General features: G+C 69.7%; 2 protein-coding genes. Both read left to right on the top strand.

Annotated features, from left to right (window positions below; genetic code table 11):
* The coding region (locus EBH09_RS38905) for a peptidoglycan recognition protein (RefSeq protein WP_238697308.1) at positions 1 to 552 on the top strand (552 nt) is incomplete at its 5' end.
* A 103-nt stretch (positions 553 to 655) separates the two neighbouring features.
* Positions 656 to 1738 carry an NDP-sugar synthase gene (locus EBH09_RS14365; RefSeq protein ID WP_121747416.1) on the top strand — a complete coding sequence of 361 codons (1083 nt, stop codon included), beginning with the start codon at positions 656 to 658 and terminating at the stop codon, positions 1736 to 1738.
* Positions 1739 to 1832: the final 94 nt, after the last annotated feature.

Raw genomic sequence — 1832 nt, 5'->3', positions numbered from 1 at the left:
AAGCTGCGCGAGAAGAAGTTCGTGTACACGAAGAAGGTCAAGGCGGCCTTCGTGCACCACTCGGCCACCGGCAACAACTACACCTGCAAGCAGGCGCCGTCAGTCATTCGCAGTATCTACCGCTACCACGTCAACAGCATGGGCTGGCGTGACCTCGGCTACAACTTCCTCGTCGACAAGTGCGGAAAGATCTACGAGGGACGCGCCGGGGGCGTGTCCAAGGCGGTACTGGGCGCCCACACCCTGGGGTTCAACTCCAACAGCATGGGCATCGCCGTACTCGGCACATACAGCTCCAAGAAGCCGTCGTCGGCCGCCGTCAAGGCGATCGCCCGGCTCACCGCGTGGAAGGTCGGTCTGTACAGCATGAATCCGCGCGGAAAGACATACCTGAAGTCCGGTGGTGGCAATCTCTACCGAAAAGGTAAGAACGTACGACTGAACGTCATCTCCGGTCACCGCGACGGCTTCCCCACGAGCTGCCCCGGCAAAAAGCTCTACGGCAAGCTCGGCACCACCCGCTCGACGGCGGCCAAGTACCAGGGCCGCTGAGGGCGGCACACCGCACGACCACCGAGGGCGCCATGGAACGGTCTGCATACACTGGCCCGCCGAAAGACAGTTCGGCCGGTCCCGGCAGGAAGCAGAGACGACGGTGACAGAAGCGATCCTCCTGGTCGGCGGCAAGGGCACGCGGCTGCGTCCGCTCACGGTGCACACGCCCAAGCCCATGGTCAGGGCGGCGGGGGTACCGTTCCTCACGCACCAGCTGGCGCGGGCGAAGGCGGCGGGCGTCGATCACATCGTGCTCGCGACGAGCTACCTGGCGGAGGTCTTCGAACCGCACTTCGGCGACGGCTCGGCCCTCGGCCTCCACCTCGAGTACGTCACCGAGGAGGAGCCGCTCGGGACCGGCGGCGCGATCCGCAACGTGGCGTCCCGGCTGCACTCGGGCCCCGACGACCCGGTCCTCGTCTTCAACGGGGACATCCTGACGGGCCTGGACATAGGCGCGCTGGTCCGCACCCACGGGACGACGGGCGCGGACGTCTCCCTGCACCTGACGAAGGTCACCGACCCGAGGGCGTACGGCCTCGTCCCGACGGACGAGACGGGCCGGGTACTGGCCTTCCTGGAGAAGCCCCAGACCCCCGAGGAGATCGTCACCGACCAGATCAACGCGGGGGCGTACGTCTTCCGCCGCTCGGTCATCGACACGATCCCGCTCGGCCGCCCCGTCTCGGTCGAACGCGAGACCTTCCCGGAACTCCTCGCCACCGGAGCCCACCTCCAGGGCATGGTCGACTCCACGTACTGGCTGGACCTGGGCACCCCGGCGGCCTTCGTACGCGGCTCCGCCGACCTGGTCCTCGGCCGCGCCCCGTCCCCGGCGATACCGGGCCGCTGCGGCGACCGCCTCGTCCTCCCCACGGCGCGGGTCGCGCCCGACGCCAAGCTGGCCGGCGGCACCGTGGTCGGCGAGGGCGCCTTCGTGGCGGAGGGCGCGCGCGTCTTCGGCAGCACGATCCTGCCCGGCGCCGTCATCGAACCGGGCGCCGTCATCACCGACTCCCTCATCGGCACCCGCGCCCGCGTCGGCACCCGATCGGTCCTCACCGACACGGTCATCGGCGACGGTGCCGTCATCGGCGCCGACAACGAACTCCGCTCCGGCGCCCGAATCTGGTGCGACGCCCACATCCCCCCGGCAGCACTTCGCTTCTCGTCCGACGCATAACCAACGACCGCCCCGCCCCCGCCCCCCGCCGCTGCGGGCAGTCGTGCCGCTGGGGCGGCACGGGTGGGCGCAGCGGCACCCCGCAGTGCCGGGC

Origin of the sequence: Streptomyces sp. E2N166 (genome assembly GCF_003671715.1) — a bacterium.
Lineage (GTDB): Bacteria > Actinomycetota > Actinomycetes > Streptomycetales > Streptomycetaceae > Streptomyces > Streptomyces thinghirensis.
Note: the sequence above shows the minus strand (reverse complement) of the source record. Positions and strands in the feature narration are given on the sequence as shown.